Origin of the sequence: Sedimenticola selenatireducens DSM 17993 (assembly GCF_000428045.1) — a bacterium.
Taxonomy (GTDB): Bacteria; Pseudomonadota; Gammaproteobacteria; order Chromatiales; family Chromatiaceae; genus Sedimenticola; species Sedimenticola selenatireducens.
On sequence record NZ_ATZE01000003.1, the window covers coordinates 177,532 to 195,956 of the forward strand.

16 protein-coding genes are annotated in these 18,425 nt (G+C 61.3%); 12 read left to right on the forward strand and 4 right to left on the reverse strand.

Annotated elements, in window-relative coordinates; translation table 11 throughout:
* The first annotated feature begins 112 nt into the window (after positions 1–112).
* A complete protein-coding gene (locus tag A3GO_RS0103900) occupies positions 113–1,735 on the forward strand; it encodes a PAS domain-containing protein (protein ID WP_029132289.1) in 1,623 nt (540 codons plus the stop codon).
* Positions 1,736–1,738: 3 nt separating this feature from the next.
* Here A3GO_RS0103900 and A3GO_RS22430 read toward each other — a convergent pair whose 3' ends face one another.
* The gene (locus tag A3GO_RS22430; RefSeq protein ID WP_084609737.1) at positions 1,739–2,341 is read right to left on the reverse strand and encodes a TrmH family RNA methyltransferase; all 603 of its coding nucleotides are present in this window, start codon (positions 2,339–2,341) and stop codon (positions 1,739–1,741) included.
* A gap of 178 nt (positions 2,342–2,519) precedes the next feature.
* On the opposite strand from A3GO_RS22430, the gene A3GO_RS0103910 reads away from it, so the two are divergent.
* From A3GO_RS0103910 to A3GO_RS0103935, 6 genes are all read left to right on the forward strand, one after another.
* The gene (locus A3GO_RS0103910) at positions 2,520–2,951 is read left to right on the forward strand and encodes an FKBP-type peptidyl-prolyl cis-trans isomerase (RefSeq protein ID WP_029132290.1); all 432 of its coding nucleotides are present in this window, start codon (positions 2,520–2,522) and stop codon (positions 2,949–2,951) included.
* Positions 2,952–2,954: 3 nt separating this feature from the next.
* Complete coding sequence (locus A3GO_RS0103915) at positions 2,955–4,127, forward strand: alkaline phosphatase family protein (protein WP_029132291.1); 1,173 nt, start codon at positions 2,955–2,957, stop codon at positions 4,125–4,127.
* 328 nt (positions 4,128–4,455) lie between these two features.
* The gene (locus tag A3GO_RS0103920) at positions 4,456–5,070 is read left to right on the forward strand and encodes a flavin reductase family protein (protein WP_029132292.1); all 615 of its coding nucleotides are present in this window, start codon (positions 4,456–4,458) and stop codon (positions 5,068–5,070) included.
* A 95-nt stretch (positions 5,071–5,165) separates the two neighbouring features.
* Positions 5,166–6,269 (forward strand): prephenate dehydrogenase/arogenate dehydrogenase family protein, encoded by a 1,104-nt coding sequence (locus tag A3GO_RS0103925; RefSeq protein WP_029132293.1) that lies wholly within the window; start codon positions 5,166–5,168, stop codon positions 6,267–6,269.
* A gap of 38 nt (positions 6,270–6,307) precedes the next feature.
* Complete coding sequence (locus tag A3GO_RS0103930; RefSeq protein WP_029132294.1) at positions 6,308–7,627, forward strand: hypothetical protein; 1,320 nt, start codon at positions 6,308–6,310, stop codon at positions 7,625–7,627.
* A 3-nt stretch (positions 7,628–7,630) separates the two neighbouring features.
* The gene (locus A3GO_RS0103935; RefSeq protein ID WP_029132295.1) at positions 7,631–8,257 is read left to right on the forward strand and encodes a DsbA family protein; all 627 of its coding nucleotides are present in this window, start codon (positions 7,631–7,633) and stop codon (positions 8,255–8,257) included.
* An 18-nt stretch (positions 8,258–8,275) separates the two neighbouring features.
* Here A3GO_RS0103935 and A3GO_RS0103940 read toward each other — a convergent pair whose 3' ends face one another.
* Together A3GO_RS0103940 and A3GO_RS0103945 are read right to left on the reverse strand one after the other, a co-directional pair.
* Positions 8,276–8,947, reverse strand: a complete 672-nt coding sequence (locus A3GO_RS0103940; RefSeq protein ID WP_051301807.1) for an endonuclease I family protein — start codon at positions 8,945–8,947, stop codon at positions 8,276–8,278.
* 77 nt (positions 8,948–9,024) lie between these two features.
* The gene (locus tag A3GO_RS0103945; protein WP_029132297.1) at positions 9,025–9,456 is read right to left on the reverse strand and encodes a CBS domain-containing protein; all 432 of its coding nucleotides are present in this window, start codon (positions 9,454–9,456) and stop codon (positions 9,025–9,027) included.
* 237 nt (positions 9,457–9,693) lie between these two features.
* Here A3GO_RS0103945 and A3GO_RS22435 point away from each other — a divergent pair, with 237 nt between their 5' ends.
* Together A3GO_RS22435 and A3GO_RS0103955 are read left to right on the forward strand one after the other, a co-directional pair.
* Entirely contained in the window at positions 9,694–10,542 is an 849-nt protein-coding gene (locus tag A3GO_RS22435) for a motility protein A (RefSeq protein WP_037374667.1), read from the forward strand.
* Complete coding sequence (locus A3GO_RS0103955; protein WP_051301808.1) at positions 10,542–11,282, forward strand: OmpA/MotB family protein; 741 nt, start codon at positions 10,542–10,544, stop codon at positions 11,280–11,282. The genes A3GO_RS22435 and A3GO_RS0103955 overlap by 1 nt, the downstream gene beginning before the upstream one ends.
* Positions 11,283–11,340: 58 nt before the next feature.
* On the opposite strand, the gene A3GO_RS0103960 is transcribed toward A3GO_RS0103955, so the two are convergent.
* The gene (locus A3GO_RS0103960) at positions 11,341–12,231 is read right to left on the reverse strand and encodes an isocitrate lyase/PEP mutase family protein (RefSeq protein WP_029132299.1); all 891 of its coding nucleotides are present in this window, start codon (positions 12,229–12,231) and stop codon (positions 11,341–11,343) included.
* Positions 12,232–12,614: 383 nt separating this feature from the next.
* Between A3GO_RS0103960 and A3GO_RS0103965 the strand changes: the two genes are divergently transcribed.
* From A3GO_RS0103965 to A3GO_RS0103975, 3 genes are all read left to right on the forward strand, one after another.
* Entirely contained in the window at positions 12,615–14,510 is a 1,896-nt protein-coding gene (locus A3GO_RS0103965; RefSeq protein ID WP_029132300.1) for a propionyl-CoA synthetase, read from the forward strand.
* Positions 14,511–14,607: 97 nt separating this feature from the next.
* Complete coding sequence (gene scpA / locus A3GO_RS0103970; protein WP_029132301.1) at positions 14,608–16,758, forward strand: methylmalonyl-CoA mutase; 2,151 nt, start codon at positions 14,608–14,610, stop codon at positions 16,756–16,758.
* 80 nt (positions 16,759–16,838) lie between these two features.
* Positions 16,839–18,371 carry an acyl-CoA carboxylase subunit beta gene (locus tag A3GO_RS0103975; protein WP_029132302.1) on the forward strand — a complete coding sequence of 511 codons (1,533 nt, stop codon included), beginning with the start codon at positions 16,839–16,841 and terminating at the stop codon, positions 18,369–18,371.
* Positions 18,372–18,425: the final 54 nt, after the last annotated feature.

Here is an 18,425-nt window from a genome sequence, read left to right on the forward strand (position 1 = left end):
GTGGTGTGCGCAAAGGTGTTTTATTGATCTGGTCCAAGAAAATAATCCATTTTTGTCCGCGAAAGAGATACACTTTTCCCATGCTCCGGTTGGCGAAAACAATATAATAACCATGATGTTAGAACGGTACTTATTGCTGCTGATACTGCTGGTCCTCACCGGCAGCCCGCTGGCGGCGGAATCGGTCCGGGTCGGTATCCATGCCAAACCGCCCCTCTCGCTGGTCGATGGCCAGGGTGCCGTCCAGGGCTTTGTGGTCGATCTGCTCGACCTGATCGCGGCTGAAGAGGGCTGGGTACTGGAGTACGTTCCCTGCAGGTGGGATGAGTGCAATCAACTGCTGGCGCTGGGTGAAGTAGATATGCTGACGCCCATCTCCTCCAATGAGGCCAAGCAGCGCCGGCTGGACTATAACCGCGAGAGCCTCTATGTGAACTGGGGACAGATCGTGATGGCGGGCAAGGATGTGATCAAATCCCCCCTGGATCTGGCGGACAAGACCGTGGTGGCGCTCTCCAGTGATCCGCACTTCGCCGATCTCAAGGAGCTGGCGGCCCGTTTTGATATCAATGTGCGGTTTCTCGAGGTTGGCGACTATGAATCGGTCCTGGCCTGGGTGGATCACGGTCCGGTGGATGCGGGACTGGTGCCGCGCTCTTTTGATCTGGCCGGGTTCAGGCAGTTTCCGCTGATCAAATCCTCGGTGATCTTCAATCCGGCCGAGATCCGAATCGCGCTCTCTCCGTTGAATGGCCAGATCCCCAATGCCAAGCGTATCCAGCGGCTGGATTATCATATGACCCGCTTAAAGGGGGATCGGGAGTCAGCGTTTTACCGGCTTCAGGAGCGCTGGTTCGGTGACAAGGATCCCCAGGAAATTCCCGAGTGGCTGCGCTGGGTGCTGCTGGTCCTGTTGCTGCTGTTGCTGCTGCTGGTCGGTGGTGTGATGGTGTTGCGCCGCCAGGTCAGGCTCCAGACCGGAGAGATCCGTGAAATGAATGAGCGGTTTGCCGCTTTCATGCGGCATTTGCCGGGCATTGCCTACATGAAGTCGGCGTCCGGCCGTTACCTGTTTGTCAACCCGGTCTGGGAGCGGACCAATCACCTGCGCGAGGCGGCGGTGCTCGGACTCAGTGCCGCTGAAATCTGGCCGGAACGGGATCTGGCGGCGCGGGAGCGGGAGGAGCGCAAGGTCCTTGAGGCGGGCCAGGTAGTGGAGAGTATCGAGGTGCATCCCTGGAGTGACCGGCCGAGCCAGTGGCAGATGATCCGGTTTCCCATAGCCGGTCTCAGCGGAGAGACCGAGATGGTAGGCGGCATCGGACTGGATGTGACTGCCCAGAAAGAGACGGCCCGGGAGCTGAGTCATCTGCATCAGCAGTTGCAGTTGCTCCTGGAATCCGCTGGCGACGGCATCTGCGGACTCAATGGCGCGGGGCGCTGCACCTTCGCCAATCCGGCCGCACTGGAGATACTGGGTTATACCCGTAATGAGCTGACGGGTTGTAAATTCCATGACCTTGTTCAGCACACGCGGGCTGACGAGACACCCTATCCCGAGGAGGAGTCACCCCTCTACAATGCTTACCGTCAAGGCAGGCGGGCACATGTCGAGAACGGGGTTTTCTGGCATGGGGAGGGTGCCCCCCTGGCGGTGGAGTATTCGGCCTACCCCATGGCCAATGGCGATATGCCCGGTGCGGTGGTGATCTTTCGCCCGGCACGCGCCGGCTGATCCTTACCTGGCTGTTCCTTTCCGGCGCAGGCTGTTTCCGGATTCAGGTGGCGCGACGGCGGCCGTCAGATCACCCTGCTGGCGGACGAATTCATACATCACGATAGAGGCCGCAATGCTCACATTGAGGCTTTCCACCTGGCCAAACTGCGGTATCGCCAGGCGCCGTATATCCGGATAGTCATGCGGGTCGAAGCTGATGCCGCGCTCTTCATGCCCGAGTACAAAGGCACATTTCTCCGGTAGCCTGGCCTGGAATAGCGACTCCGCACCGCCCGCCTCCAGAATGAACAACGTATAACCGCGTGCTTTCAATTCCGCGTAACTCTGCTCGAAAGTGTCATAGAAAAGTGCCGGCACTTTCTTGAACGAACCCTTGCCCGGTGCCGGGTCGAACATGCCGATATCGATCAGATGGACCTCGCGGGCGCCAAAGGCCTCGGCGCTACGGAAGATCTTGGGCACATTGAAGCCCGCCTTCAGATGATCCAGCACCAGTACGAACCGGTGTAGTCCCGGGCGCGCCAGCAGGTTTCGCTGGCGCTGTTTCTTGTAGCGCAGGATGGCCTGATTGCGCGAGGATTTTTTTGACTTTCTTAACGGCATAACGGCTTTGGGTGGGCAACGGGGCTGAAATCATGCCATGATAAAATGGCTTTGTCCCCCTTGTCGGGGACCCCCGGTTGTTAGCCGTGTACTTGTGCGTGGTTGCAATCTTTCAAGGCGGACCGGGAGGCAACGCCCGCCTGCCATTTCAAACGACGCAAATACAAGGAGACTATTCATGTCTACACCTCAACCAGGCCAGACGGTCAAAGTCCACTACACCGGTACCCTCGAAGACGGCACCCAGTTTGATTCATCCGCCGGTCGTGATCCGCTGGAGTTTACGCTGGGGGAGGGGCAGGTCATACCCGGTTTTGAGCAGGCGCTTGCCGAGATGGCGGTCGGCGAGACCAAAACGGTGCAGATCCCGGCCGATCAGGCCTATGGCGAGCACCAGCCGGAACTGGTGCAGGAAGTGGATCGGGCGCAGATTCCGGATGAAATCGAGCTGGCGGTCGGTGTGCAGTTGCAGGCCCAGGGACCCGACGGCCAGGTATTTCGGCTGGTGGTGACCGAACTGGCGGAGGCCAGCGTCACCCTGGACGGCAACCATCCGCTGGCCGGCAAGGCCCTCACGTTCGAGCTGGAACTGGTGGAGATCGCCGCCTGAGTCATGATCTTTCCTGACTACCACGGCGGCAGCATTGCCAATCTGATGTCCTCCATCGCCCTGGCGATGGGGGGCTGGGAGACCGGCTATCTGCCGCTCGGTCAGCTCGACGCTGATCGGCTTGGCCGGGTGCGCAATCTGGTGCTGCTGGTGGTGGATGGCCTGGGCTACCGCCATCTCAAGGAGCGCGCACCGGAGAGCGTACTGTTCAGCCACTGTATCGACTCGCTGACCTCGGTCTGCCCGTCAACCACGGCTACGGCAATCCCCACTTTTCTCAGTGGACTGCCACCACAGCAACATGGACTGACCGGCTGGTTCACCTATTTTGCCGAGGTCGGCTCCATTGTGACGGTGCTCCCCTACACCACGCGGCTGGGGCGTATGCCGATCGATGATCGGCTGTTGAACCCCCGTCAGTTGAGCGGTGTGGCGCCGATCTATGACCGTCTGGCGGTACAGAGTCATCTGGTGGTACCGGACTGGATCACCGGAACCACCTTTAACCGGGCATTCACCGGACAGGGCCGGCTCCGCCCATACCGGGGCGGTCTGCAGGGCATGTTCAAGGGCATCGGCGGTGCGGTGGATGCAGGCAAGGGGCGCAATTTTATCTACGCCTACTGGCCGGAATTCGATAGTCTCTCCCATGAATATGGGGTGGCGAGCACGGAGGTGGCCGCACACCTGGCCGCCCTGGACCAGGCCTTTGCCGAACTGGTCGCGCGACTGCGCGGGACCGATACCCAACTACTGGTAACGGCGGACCATGGTTTTGTCGACACCACACCGGACAGGACGCTACGGCTGTCGGCCCATCCGGAGCTGGCGGAGACGTTGATGATGCCGTTGTGCGGTGAACCACGGCTGTCGTTCTGTTACGTGCACCCGGACCGCGCCGGACAGTTTGAACGCTATGTCACCGACCGGTTGGGCGAGGCAGTGACCCTGTGCCGCAGCGAGCAGCTGTTGCGCGAGGGGCGGTTCGGCCTGGGTGTGGCGCATCCGCGTCTGCGTGACCGGATCGGCCACTATGCCCTGATAATGAAAGAGAACTATATAATGACCAGCGAACTGCCGGGTGAAAAGCCGCTGAGCCATATCGGTGTACATGGTGGCCTGTCGCCCCATGAAATGTATGTTCCCCTGATCAGCCTGGATTGTAGGGCCTGTTAACACTATGGGGATACGCATCGACGGAGGCCATTTTTTTGCAGGACAAGGCGCACTGAGCGTCGTGTACTTGCCGTACATAAGCGAAAGTGCAACGCGGTCATGCGGAAAAATGGCCCCGTCCCTCCGGGTTGGTCCTCCAGTGAGACCATACGGCGTTGCACATCGCTTATTTGGAACTACCAAAAAAACGCTTGGAGCGTTTTTTCGCATCAGCCCCGTAGGGGTGAGGCATAGGGATATGCCGAACAAACTGCGCTCTGCGCGCCTTGTCTGGCCTCACTGGAGGGCCAACGCTGGGCATCCGCATAGTGTCAACAGGCCCTAATACATGATTATTGATCTTGACGACCTGAGTACCTCCGAAACCTATTTCGCCATGACCCAGGCGATTATCCCCCGGCCCATCGCCTGGGTATTGTCCGAGAACGGGGCGGGTGACTACAATCTGGCGCCATTCTCCTATTTCAATGCCGTCTGCAGTGATCCACCGCTGATCATGATCTCGCTGGGCAAGAAGCCGGACGGCACGCCCAAGGATACCCGGGTCAACATCGAGGCGCGGGGCTCCTTCGTGGTGCATATTGCCGGGGTCGAGCAGATCCAGCCGCTGAATGCGAGCTCGGCGACCCTGCCCGCCGGCGAATCCGAAATCACCCATCTGGGTCTGGAGCTCGCCGAGTTTCCCGGTTTCCGGCTGCCCCGGCTGGCTGAATGCCGGTTGGCCATGGCCTGCGAGTTGTATGAGGTGATGGAGCTGGGACCGGTGCCCCAGGCGCTGGTATTCGGGCGCCTGACTCACCTGTACATTGAAGATGGCGTCGCAGAGCAGGACTCCAAGGGCCGGCTTAAGATCCATGCCGACCGCCTGAACCCCCTCGGCCGCCTCGGGGCGCGGGAATATTTTGCCGGCGGCGAAATCATCACCCTGCCCCGGCCAGCGTGAGTGGTTGCAGAAACGGCCGTGGCTGACGCTACAGTATCTACAGGCCGGATGTCGGTAGCACTGCCATTCGGTGGACCCAGACAGGTAATGGCAAGATGAAAGATCTACAGGCGCTGAGGGAGCGGCTCTCCCGGCTGGACGTCGAACTCCTGGAGATGGTGGCGCGCCGCCAGGAGATCGTCGCGGAGATCGGCCGTGCCAAATCTTCCGCCGGCCGGGGCACCCGGGATTACGCCCGGGAAAAGGATGTACTGGAACTGGCGAGGCGCACCGCCAGGCGGGTCGGGCTGGATGAGGATATCGGCGAGGAGATGTTCCGCCTGCTGATCCGTGCCTCGCTGGCGGCTCAGGAGCTGGATAAGGTCTCTTCGCAGGGCTCGGGCAGCGGCAAGCGGGCACTGGTGATCGGTGGTTCCGGCCAGATGGGGCAGTGGTTCGTGCGTTTTCTCGACACCCAGGGCTACGCGGTGGAGATCTGTGACCCACAACCGGCCCGCTCCGGTCATGTCCGCTTTGCTTCACTGGATGAGACGGGGCTGGAACATGACCTGGTGGTGATTGCTGCACCCATACAGCAGACGGTGCGGTTGCTGGAACGGTTGGCCGAACGCAAACCGGGCGGCATCATATTTGATATCAGCTCCCTGAAGGGGCCGCTGGCCGAGGCACTGGGCAGGCTGCGCGCGGCCGGCTGTCACGTCACCTCCATTCACCCCATGTTCGGCCCCGACACCGAACTGCTCTCCGGGCGCAATGTGGTGTTCGTCGATCTGGGCGACCCTGATGCCACGGCCATGGTGCAGGAGCTGTTTGCCTCCACCATGGCGGAGCAGGTGAGCATGTCCCTGGACGGACATGACCGGGCCATGGCCTACGTGCTCGGCCTCTCCCATGCCGTCAATATTGCCTTTTTCAACGCCTTGTCCCAGAGCGGTGAGGAGGCGGAGGCCTTGGCAACTCTCTCCAGCAGCACCTTCGATGCGCAGATGGATGTGGCCAGCCGGGTAGCGGAGGAGAATCCCTATCTCTATTTCGAGATCCAGTCCCTCAACGCTCACAGCCCACGCGCCCTGGTGACGCTGCTGAATGCCGTCACCCAAGTGGCGGGGCGGGTGCTGGACGGGGATGAACAGGGCTTTGTCGATCTGATGGCCCAGGGCAAGGCGTTCCTGGCCCGGCGCCCGGAGGACCGGCCCTGATCGGCTGGCAGGCAGATGCATGTGACCGGAGACAACGGGTGAAACTGAAACGGGTGCTGTCGATCACGTTAGTAGTCGGCCTGGTCGCCTATGCCGTGCTCAAGGGTGCGGTCTATTACCAGGTCAAGACCGGGCTGGGTCGGCTGACCGCCATGGTTGCGCCCTTTGCCACCCTCAAGTACGAAGGTATTGAATCGGCTCTGCAGGGTAGCGTGGCGGTAACCGGCATCAGCGTGATGCCGGCAGATGCGCCGGTGGGTATTCGGATCGAGCGGATCGAGTTGCAGGGTGAGGGGGCACGGTTTCTGCTGGACCTGCTGAAAGGCTTCGATGCTGAGCGGCCGCCGCGACGGCTGCAGCTCTCGGTCAGCCGCATGGCTATGCCACTGGGGGGTGGCTACCTGCAACAGTGGTTCCCGGCCTCGAGTGCCACCGAACCGGACCTCTGTACGCTCGGTGGCCTGCTTGGGCAGACGCAGATCGAGCGTCTGGGGTTCCGTCAACGGCTTGCGGATACCCGGCTGCGTTACGATTTTGACCGGCGCTCCGGTGAGATGACCCTGCTGATGGACTACACTCTGGATGGTCTGGCGGCACTGAGCGTGGAGATGTCCCTGAATAAACTCTCCTCCATGGATGCAGGAGCGATGCCGGTACTGGAGCGGTTTTCGCTGCATTATCGGATCGATCCGGACTATATGCGGCGGACGGTTGATTATTGTGCCGGGGAGGCGGGACTGGATTCGGCGGCGTTTATTGACCGGTTGTTTACCGGTGGTTCCACCTACTATGCCAACAACCTCGGTTTTATCCCCGGCGAGGGTCTGCGCTCGGCGCTACGCCGCCTGATCAGCAGGCCAGGTGACCTGCTGATTACCTCGGTACCCGACAGCCAGTTCTCCCCCGCCCTGCTGCAGCAGTATAAACCGCAGGAGCTGGTCAGACTGTTGGGTCTCAGCCTGAGTGTCAATGATCAGCCGGTAACCGATCTGAGCTTCAGTCTGCCCCAGGGTAATGAACAGCTGGCCGACCTGTTCGGCACCCTTGCTCCGGCGGCCTCTGGTGAAAACGGTGGGGGTGAGACGGTCCCTGCACCGGCAAGCCCCAAACCCAGGGCGCGTTTTATGGCCACGCCGGTAGCCCGGTTGAGTCGCTATATCGGTGGTGATGTGCGGGTCTATGGCAGTGAGCGAGCGGATCCGCAGCAGGGCATACTGATGTCGCTGCGCGATCGGCAGCTGGAACTTGAGCAGCGCCTGTATGGCGGCAAGATGACGCTCTATATCCCGCTGGAAAAAATCAGCCGGGTCGAGGTGTTGCGGTGGGAGCAGCCGGAAACGGGGGAGGCGGTCAGGTAACGCATGAACAGCAGGCTCTACTATGTCCATGACCCCATGTGCTCCTGGTGCTGGGCGTTCCGTCCGGTGATGGCGCAGATCACCGAAGCGCTGCCGTCGGGTCTCTCTCTGGTCAGGCTGCTGGGGGGGCTGGCGCCGGACAGTGACGAGCCGATGCCCGGCCAGTTGCAGGATTATCTGCAGGCCACCTGGCGCACCATCGAGCAGCGGGTGCCGGGTACCCGGTTCAATTTTGATTTCTGGACCCACTGCCAACCACGCCGCTCCACCTATCCGGCCTGCCGTGCGGTGATCGCCGCCCGCCTGCAGGCAGCCGAGGCTGAACCGGCAATGATTCTGGCCATCCAGCAGGCTTACTATCTGCATGCGATGAATCCGTCGGATGACGATACCTTGATTAGCCTGGCCGGAGAGATCGGCCTGGATGGCGGGCGTTTTGCCCGGGATCTCAATGCTCCGGCCACCCGGCAGCAGCTGGAGCAGGAGATTCTGCTGGGCCGGTCGATCGGCGCCGAGGGGTTTCCGTCGCTGATTCTCGAGCATCAGGGGCGCCATCAGCGTCTGGATTACGATTATCGGGATCCGGCGCCGGTATTGGCGCAGCTGAACAGCTGGTTGGATAAGGGATAGCGCATCCGCCGTTTCGTCTCAGAACCGCAACGCATCCGCAGCCCTGGGGTCGTCGATAAAGCGATTACGCGTCCCCTGGTATCGGGCGATCAGGTCGTTGCGCCGCCGCTCTTCGGCATCCGGGGGATCTTCCCGGTGCCACTTTTTCATCAACTCACCCTGGCGCCGGTAGAGCGTCAGTCCGTAGGTATCGTGCATATAAAACAGGGCGCGGGCGATGTTGCCCCGACTGGCCGGGCGCGGTTCCACTACCCGTTGGCGGGCGTGGAACTCAAAGTCACAGTGGCCGAACTCGCGCTTTTCGCCGGCGATCTCGGCAAACGGAAAACTGCTGCGGATCTTGTTGATGTCGGCCCGGGCGGGGTAAAGGTTGTGCATGTCGGCCTCGATGCGGTTGAAGCGCTGACTGGTCTCCCGGCACAGCTTGCGGCTGCGGCACCCCTCATCGCGCATCGCCCAGGCCATCGGAAAGATGTGCTCGATATTGATACCGCGGCCGTGGTAGGCGCCGAATTTCTCGTCGCAGTACAGGGTATGACCGCCGTCCGGGTAGATGCGCTGCCAGAACACCGGCAGGGCTTCGAAGTACTGCTTGAACACCAGTTGTCCATCCGCCTGCACGGGGATGGCGGTTAGCAGGGAGAGCAGAAAGAGCAGGATAAAACCGGATCTGGATTTAATGGTTCGCATGGCCTCTGTACGCAGCGCGTGAGTGGGCCGTGGGCGGAAGTGCTTCCGCGCTCACGGCGTACTACATCGGGTGTTGATCAGGAGTAGTTGATGTACTCCCGCAGATAGGTCGCCTCGACGGTGATATCGGTTAGCTGGGCCTTGACCAGGTCGCCGATGGAGATCATGCCGACCGGGACGCCGTCCTCGAGCACCGGCAGGTGTCTGAAACGGTGCTCGGTCATCAGGGTCATCGCCTCATCCACGCTGGTGGAAGGGCTGACCACGACCAGTTTGCGGGTCATGGCATCATTGACCACGGCGCCCTGCAGGTTTCCCTTGCTGGAGGAGCAGTAGCGGAGAATGTCCCGTTCGGTGGCGATGCCGTGCAGCGCGCCGTCCTCGGTCTTGACCAGCAGCGCGCCCACCTTGTGGTCACACATGGTGTTGATCGCGTCCAGCAGATCCATGCTGGCAGGAACGGTGATAACGCCGCCAGGTTTTTTTTGTAATACATCATTCAATGTCATTACTGCATCCTCCTTTGGCCAATGATCGCAACCGCCCCGTGGCTGACCGGCTGCCGGACTGGACGGGGCGCTTCACTTAAGTAAAACAGAAATCACCGGGCTGTGCGATATTGGTGTACGTGGTATCCGCGGGGTATTGGCGTTATAGTTGCCTAACACGCTGTAATAATTGGAATATTAATCAGCCAAATGGCTTGCAGGGGAGGGGGTGTGGCGTTGCTACCACCGCGCAAGGATCTGAACAGCTCCACTCTGGTGGGTATTATCACCGGGATGTTGTTGATTGTGCTTTCGGTGCTGTTGTCGGCTGAGGAGCCGGGGGTATTCCTCAATCTGCCGGGTTTGCTGATTGTCATCGGCGGCACCATTGCGGCTACCTTTATCAGCTACCCCATGAAAGAGTTGCGCCAGGTCTATCGCAGCTTCCGCCTGATCTGGCGACATCAGGAGCTGGCGGTGGATCGCGAGATCGAAGAGATCGTACGGGTCTCCATCCTGCTCGGTCATGGCCGGCTCTCCGCCATCGAGGATGCGCTGGCCCGGATAAATAACCCGTTCCTGCGCACCGGCATCCAACTGGTGATCGACCGCACGCCGCCCAGTGATATCGATGCGCTGCTGAAATGGCGTATTTTCAAACTACGCCGCCAGGAGTGGGGCGAGGCGCAGGTGTTTCGCTCCATGGCCACCTTTGCCCCCGCCTTCGGTATGGCCGGTACCCTGCTTGGTCTGGTCAATATGCTACAGGCGATGGATAACGCCGATTTCCGCGTGGTCGGTCTCAACCTGGGCATCGCCCTGACCACCACGCTGTATGGCATTATCTTGGCCAATCTGCTGTTGAAACCGGTGGCGATCAAGCTGGAACGGCGCACCGAGCAGCGGGTCATGCTGATGTACATGGTGCTGGAGGGGATCAGCATGCTGGGGCAGAAACGCAACCCCAGCTTTATCCGTGAGACCCTTAACTCCTTTGTCGCCCAGTATGAAGATGAGATCCACTCGCCCTCCCTGGAGGAGATTGAACAGCGGGTGGAGGCCGAGAGCGACGGTGTGACAACTGGCGAAGGTGGGAGAGTGCGCTGATGGATCGCCGACGTCCCCATCTGCCACCGCCCCCGCAGTGGGAGGACGAGCCGCTGCCGGATGACACGGATGGCGGCTGGCTGATCATCTACCTGGATGTGATGACCCTGATGCTCTGTCTGTTTGTGGTACTGCTCGCTTACTCCAGCTATTCAACCGAAGAGTACAAGGCGCTGGCCCGGACCCTCTCCAGTACGGCGACGGTCGCCGGTCCGGTGGAGACGCCCGTCGAACCCCGGCAGCAGCCCAGGGAGCGGGAGGCGGATATTGAACGGCCGGCCGATACGGAGGCGGAACAGTTACAGGAGCGGTTTCAGAGTGCCCTGCTCGGCCAGGGGCTACAGGAGGCGATCGAGGTCACGGTGTCGGCCAATCAGGTCAATCTTCAGATCAGTGAGCGCATCCTGTTTGAGCTGGGTCAGGCCGAGCTGACCGCGGAGGGGCGTGAGGTGCTGGTGAAGCTGGTGCCGCTGCTGTCGGTGGCCAGCGACCACAGTCTGTCGATCGAGGGGCATACCGATCCCACGCCGATTGCCAATGCCCAGTTTCCCTCCAACTGGGAGCTGTCATCGCAGCGTGCCACCGGGGTGTTGCGATTCCTGTTGACCCAGGGGATTGCCGCCGAGCGTATGCGTGCCGTCGGCTACGCTTCGACCCGGCCACTGGCTGATAACGCAACCGCTGAGGGACGGGCGCGTAACCGCCGCGTAGCCCTGATACTGCATCGGCTGGAGGAGTAGAGCGCTCGCCAGGCCTGGTCAGGTTGCAGCGTATCGGGTCCGAGGATGGCACAAGCCGTCAGTCGCAAAGATCGCCATTGTCGCTGGCCGGGTAACGATTCAGCTCACTGTCATACTCATCGAATCCCACGATGGTTCTCAGGTCGGCAAAGGGCAGCAGATTGTCCGGGTGCCCGCCCTGTTGCAGTGCCGCCAGCGCCTCCTGCATGGCGCGTATCGCGCTGCTGATCAGGGTTAGCGGATAGGCGGCGATCTTGTAGCCAATGCCCTCAAGCTGCTCCGGCGGTAGCAGTGGCGTATCGCCCTGCTCCACCATATTCGCCATCTTCGGGCCGGGTATGGCGCGGCAGAACTGCTCCATCTCCTCCCGGCTTCTGGGGGCCTCGAGAAAAATGATATCGGCGCCCAGGTCGGCGAAGGCCTGGCAGCGCCAGAGTGCCTCCTGCATGCCCTGGCTGTGTCGGGCATCGGTGCGGGCCATGATCAGGATGTCACTACCGGCTTCACGCTGATCCACGGCGGCGCGGATGCGGTTCAGCGCCTCCTGCCGTCCGACTATCCGTTTGCCGCGGGTATGGCCGCAGCGTTTCGGGCTCTCCTGGTCCTCGACCATGGCGCAGGCAAAGCCGGCAGAGGCATATCCGCTTATCGTTCTGCGCACATTCATCGGATTGCCGTAACCGGTATCGGCATCACCGATGACCGGGATGGAGACAGCGGCGCAGATGTTCCGGCCCTGGTCGAGCATCTCGCCGTAGGAGATCAGTCCGGTATCCGGCATCCCCAGGCGCGCGGCGGAGGCGGCAAAACCGCTCATGAAGGTGAGGGGGAAGCCGGCCTGTTCAATCAGGCGTGCACTGAGCCCGTCAAAACAGCACGGCATGGTGATCAGCCCCGGCTGGGCGAGTAACTGACGCAGTCTGTCGGCGGGCGAAGGTTCTGTCTGCATGGTGGTTGTCCGGCTTGGCTGATCTGTACGGTCCCATCATCAGGTGAAAATGGTTCAGACGATGATTATCTTTGCTATATTTCCACAGAACAAGCGGTGTAACGTTGGCTGTCGTGAAACCGCCAGGGCGGCCAGAAGGGGAAACTGGTGCCGATTTACCCTTCTCACGCTTTACAGTCAAAAATATCCATTGCAAACAAATTCGCAGTTATAAGGGATTACCATAAAAGAAGTGTTTTTTTTCAAAAAAAATGCAGCTATATAAGCAGTTAGCTGTTTATTTTTCCGTTACGCAAACGTAATCTATGCGAAGCAATTAGCATATCGGCGTGGTCTGGGGTTATCCCAGGCTGGGTATTTACCACCAACTGTGGAAGAGACTTATGAGCTACGAAGAGATCTATGCGCGTTCAATGGAAGATCCCGAGGGTTTTTGGGGAGATCAGGCGGCCGCTATCGACTGGTACAAGCCATGGGATAAGGTGCTGGATGACAGTCGCAAGCCCTTTTACCGCTGGTTTGCCGGCGCCGAGCTGAATACTTGCTACAACGCCCTGGATCGGCATGTTGAAAAAGGCCGTGCCGATCAGGCCGCATTGATCTACGACAGCCCGGTCACCGATACCCGGAAAACCTATACCTTCAGCGAACTGCGCGATGCCGTGGCCCAGTTTGCCGGGGTGCTGCGAGACCAGGGGGTGACCAAGGGTGACCGGGTTATCGTCTATATGCCGATGATTCCTGAGGCCGCCATCGCCATGCTGGCCTGTGCCCGTCTTGGCGCCATCCACTCGGTGGTGTTCGGCGGCTTCGCCTCCAAGGAGCTGGCCACCCGCATCGACGACGCCAAGCCGAAGGTGATGGTCTCTGCCTCCTGTGGTATCGAGGGCAGCCGGGTAATCGAATACAAGCCATTGCTGGACGAGGCGATCGAGCTCTCTACCCACAAGCCCGATCACACCGTTATTTATCAGCGCCCCCAGGCCACTGCCGCCATGCAGGCGGGGCGCGATGTGGACTGGGCATCGGCCGCCGCGGCCGCGACCCCGGCCGATTGCGTGCCGGTGGCCGCCACCGACCCGCTCTATATCCTCTACACCTCCGGCACCACCGGCGTGCCGAAGGGCGTGGTGCGTGATAACGGCGGCCATGCTGTTGCCATGCAGTGGAGCATGAAGAACATCTACAACGTCGATCCGGGCGATGTGTTCTGGGCCGCCTCGGACGTGGGTTGGGTCGTGGGTCACTCCTACATCGTCTATGCCCCGCTGCTGCAGGGCGCCACCACCATACTCTACGAGGGCAAGCCGATCGGCACCCCCGACCCGGGTGCCTTCTGGCGGGTGATCTCCGAGCACAAGGTGAAGACCCTGTTTACCGCGCCCACCGCGTTCCGCGCCATCCGCCGCGAGGACCCGGAAGCTGATTACCTGAAAAAATACGACATGTCCGGTTTCGAGGCGCTGTTCCTGGCCGGCGAGCGCTGTGATCCGGACACCCTGGAGTGGGCGCAGAAGCAACTGGCGGTGCCGGTGATCGACCACTGGTGGCAGACCGAGACCGGCTGGGGCATCGCCGCCAACTGTCTCGGTATCGAGGAGCTGCCGGTGAAGCCGGGCTCGCCCACGGTCTGCGTGCCGGGTTATGACGTGCGCATCCTGGATGAGAATGGCAATGAAGAGGCGGCCGGCGAGATCGGCCGCATCATGATTAAGCTGCCCATGCCCCCGGGCTGTCTGCCGACGCTGTGGCAGAACGACCAGCGTTTTGTCGACTCCTACCTGAGCGCCACCGACGGCTATTACCTGACCGGCGATGCCGGCTACAAGGATGCCGACGGCTACCTCTGGATCATGAGCCGGATCGACGACATCATCAACGTGGCCGGTCACCGTCTCTCCACCGGTGGCATGGAGGAGGTGCTGGCGTCCCATCCCGACGTGGCCGAGTGCGGCGTGATCGGCGCCGCCGATCAACTCAAGGGCGAGCTGCCAGTCGGCCTGGTGGTGCTCAAGGCGGGTGCCAACCGTCCAGAGGAGCAGGTGGTTGCGGAACTGGTGGCCCTGGTGCGGCAGAAGATCGGCCCGGTAGCCGCGTTCAAGAAGGTAGTAGTGGTGGATCGTCTGCCCAAAACCCGTTCCGGCAAGATCCTGCGTGGCACCATGAAGAAGATCGCCGATGGCGAGTCCTACAAGATGCCGGCGACCATCGATGATCCGGCCATCCTGGATGAGATCACCGAGGCGCTGATCCGCATCGGCTACGCCCAGAAGCAGTGATTTTCAGTCGTAGTGTGTGACCCAAAACCGGCGGCGTTCGCCGCCGGACTTTAATGAGACAGGGGCGCATCGCGCCACTGTGCAGGAGTGATTCACCATGGCCAATACGCCAAAACCGACCCTGGATGACTGGAAGCAACAGGCCGAGAAAGAGCTGCGCGGACGCCCCCTGGAGGCGCTGAACTGGCAGACCCCGGAAGGTATCGTGATAAAGCCGCTTTATAGCGCCGCCGACCTGGAGGGGCTGAAGCATATCGACAGCCTGCCGGGCTTTGCTCCCTACCTGCGCGGTCCGCGGGCCACCATGTACGCGGGTCGTCCCTGGACGGTGCGTCAGTATGCCGGCTTCTCCACCGCCGAGGAGTCCAACGCCTTCTACAAGCGCAATCTGGCGGCCGGTCAACAGGGCCTGTCGGTGGCCTTTGATCTGGCCACCCACCGTGGCTACGACTCCGATCATCCGCGGGTGGTGGGTGATGTGGGCAAGGCCGGTGTGGCCATCGACTCGGTCGAGGATATGAAGATCCTGTTCGACAGCATCCCGCTGGACCAGGTGTCGGTCTCCATGACTATGAACGGCGCGGTGCTGCCGGTGATGGCCAGCTACATCGTTGCCGCCGAGGAGCAGGGGGTGCCGCCGGAAAAGCTGGCCGGTACCCTGCAGAACGACATTCTTAAAGAGTTCATGGTGCGCAACACCTATATCTATCCGCCGGAACCGTCGATGCGCATCGTCGCCGATATCATCGGCTACACGGCGGAGAATATGCCCAAGTTCAACTCTATCTCCATCTCCGGCTACCACATGCAGGAGGCCGGTTCGACCCTGGTGCAGGAGTTGGCGTTCACTATCGCCGACGGTCTGGAGTACGTGCGGGCCGCCTTGGCCAAGGGGCTGGATGTGGATCAGTTCGCGCCGCGTCTCTCCTTCTTCTTCGCCATCGGCATGAACTTCTTCATGGAGGCGGCCAAGTTGCGCGCCGCGCGCCTGCTCTGGTCGGAACTGATGGAGAAGCATTTTCAGCCCAAGGATGAGCGCTCGAAGATGCTGCGCACCCACTGCCAGACCTCCGGTGTCAGCCTGACCGCCAAGGATCCCTACAACAACGTGATGCGTACCACCATCGAGGCGCTGGCGGCGGTGCTGGGTGGCACACAGTCGCTGCACACCAACGCCTTTGATGAAGCGCTGGCCCTGCCGACCGACAACTCGGCCCGCATCGCCCGCAACACCCAGCTGGTGATCCAGGAGGAGACCGGTATCACCAAGGTGGTGGATCCGCTGGCCGGCTCCTACTATGTGGAGAGCCTGACCAATGCCATGGTGGAAGAGGCGCGCGCCCTGATCGACGAGGTAGAGGCGCTGGGCGGCATGACCAAAGCGGTGGAGTCCGGTATGCCCAAGCTGCGTATCGAGGAGGCGGCGGCGTTGCGCCAGGCGCGTATCGACCGGGGTGAGGAGGTGATCGTCGGCGTCAACAAGTACCAGCTGGCCCAGGAGCCGGAGATCGACGTACTGGATATCGACAACACGGCGGTGCGCGAGGCCCAGGTGGCGCGGCTGCGACGGATCCGCGACGGACGCGATGCGACAGCCCACCAGGCGGCGCTGGATGCCCTGGTCGCGGCGGCAAAGGATGGCAGTGGCAATCTGCTCGCGCTGGCGGTGGATGCGGCGCGAGCCCGCGCCACGGTGGGCGAGATCTCCGATGCCCTGGAGTCGGTGTACAACCGGCACAAAGCGATAACCCGCTCGGTCTCCGGAGTCTACGGTTCTGCCTACGAGGGGGACAATGGCTTTGAAAAGATCAAGCAGGAGATCGCCGATTTTGCCGAGGAGCAGGGCCGCCGGCCGCGCATGCTGGTGGTCAAGATGGGCCAGGACGGGCATGATCGGGGCGCCAAGGTGATCGCCACCGCTTATGCGGATCTGGGTTTCGATGTGGATATCGGCCCTATGTTCCAGACCCCCGAGGAGGCAGCGCGCCAGGCGGCGGAAAATGATGTGCACGTGGTGGGCGTCTCGTCCCTGGCGGCAGGGCACAAGACCCTGGTGCCGGCCCTGATACAGGCGCTGAAGGCGGAGGGCGCCGAGGATATCCTGGTGGTCTGCGGCGGGGTGATCCCGCCCAAGGATTACCCGGTGCTGTTGGAAATGGGGGTGGCGGCCGTCTATGGGCCCGGCACCAATATACCGGCCTCGGCGGCGGAAATGCTGGCATTTATTCGCCGCCGCCAGGGTGCCTGATGAGACAAGAATAAACCCCTCCCCCGTGCCGGGAGAGGTGTCAGGTGGCAACGCCACTGTTCAAGCTTGAGGAGAGATTCATGCAAGATATGATTAGCCGGCTCGATGATAAGCGTGCCGCCGCGGTGAACGGCGGCGGCGAGAGACGCATTGAAAGCCAGCACGCCAAGGGCAAACTGACCGCGCGTGAGCGTATCGAACTGTTCCTGGATCCCGGCTCCTTCGAGGAGTGGGACATGTTCGTCGAGCACGGCTGCACCGAATTCGGCATGGAAAAGCAGAAGATCCCGGGTGACGGTGTGGTGACCGGCTACGGCACCGTCAGTGGCCGGCTGGTGTTCGTCTTCAGTCAGGACTTCACCGTGTTCGGCGGCTCGCTCTCCGGCGCCCATGCGCAGAAGATTTGCAAGATCATGGATCACGCCATGAAGGTGGGCGCGCCGGTGATCGGCTTGAATGACTCGGGCGGTGCACGTATCCAGGAGGGCGTGGAGTCGCTGGCCGGCTATGCCGATGTGTTCCAGCGCAATGTGCTGGCCTCTGGTGTGGTACCGCAGATATCCATGATCATGGGCCCCTGTGCCGGTGGCGCGGTCTACTCCCCCTCCATGACCGACTTTATCTTCATGGTAAAGGACACCTCCTACATGTTCGTCACCGGTCCGGATGTGGTCAAGACCGTGACCCATGAGAGCGTCACGGCGGAGCAGTTGGGCGGCGCGGTGACCCACACCACCAAGTCCGGCGTGGCCGATCTGGCCTTCGAAAATGATGTGGAAGCGCTGCTGATGCTACGCCGCTTCGTCAACTTCCTGCCGGCCAACAACAAGGAGCTGCCGCCGGTATGGCCGACGGATGACCCGGCCGATCGCAAGATCCCGTCACTGGATACCCTGATCCCGGCTGATCCCAACAAGCCCTACGATATGATGGAGCTGATCACCAAGATGGTCGATGACAACGACTTCTTCCAGACCCAGCCCGATTATGCCGCCAATATCATCACCGGCTTTGGCCGCATGCAGGGATCGACAATCGGCATCGTTGCCAACCAGCCGATGGTGCTGGCCGGCTGTCTGGATATCGACTCATCGAAGAAGGCGGCCCGCTTCGTCCGCTTCTGCGACGCCTTCAACATACCGGTGGTTACCCTGGTGGATGTACCGGGTTTCCTGCCGGGCACCAGCCAGGAGTACGGCGGCATCATCAAGCATGGCGCCAAGCTGCTGTATGCCTATGCCGAGGCCACCGTGCCGAAAATCACCGTGATTACCCGCAAGGCCTACGGTGGCGCCTATGACGTGATGGCCTCCAAGCACCTGCGCGGCGACGTCAACCTGGCCTGGCCGACTGCCGAGATTGCCGTGATGGGTCCGAAAGGGGCGGTGGAGATCATCTTCCGGCAGGATCTGGGCAACCAGGAAAAGATCGCCTCGCGCACCGAGGAGTACCGGGAGAAGTTCGCCAATCCCTTTGTCGCCGGCAGCCGCGGCTTTATCGATGATGTGATCATGCCGCACAGTACCCGTAAGCGGATCTGCCGCTCGTTGGCCATGTTGAAGGACAAGGAGCTGGAGAATCCCTGGCGCAAGCACGGCAATATTCCGCTCTAACGCACTGAACAATCAAAAGGCTATGGCGAGCCGCGGATCAGCGCATTCATCCGC